This is a genomic window from Adlercreutzia equolifaciens (assembly GCF_029076695.1).
Classification (GTDB): domain Bacteria; phylum Actinomycetota; class Coriobacteriia; order Coriobacteriales; family Eggerthellaceae; genus Adlercreutzia; species Adlercreutzia equolifaciens_A.
In genome coordinates this window covers 1-303 of record NZ_JARFIK010000372.1, presented here as the reverse complement: position 1 = coordinate 303, position 303 = coordinate 1, and the positions used below count along the sequence as shown (strand labels likewise).

The 303-nt window shown below is 38.0% G+C and carries 1 protein-coding gene; it reads left to right on the top strand.

The features are described from left to right. Positions 1-62: 62 nt before the first annotated feature. Positions 63-303: transposase (locus PZH32_RS12800; RefSeq protein ID WP_275208636.1), on the top strand; the 241-nt coding region annotated here is incomplete at its 3' end.

The window sequence follows — 303 nt, the reverse complement described above, 5'->3', positions numbered from 1 at the left end:
AAGCGGTACAAGAGTTGCGTATTACATATAGATGGCAAGTGATAAAAGAGGAGAATAAAGCCATGAAAGCGGCAAAAGAGAAGGGGGAAGTACATAAAGCAGAAGAACTCGAAAACGGAGATACACTCAGGCAATTATTAGCCAGAAGCAGATATTTATTATTTAAATCACCTGATAAATGGACCAAGAGCCAGAAAATCAGGGCAGAATTACTTTTCAAGCAGTTTGAAGATATTAAGCACGTATACTACTACTCATTGGAGTTGGGAAAGATCTTTTCCACAAACTATGACAAGGATGTAG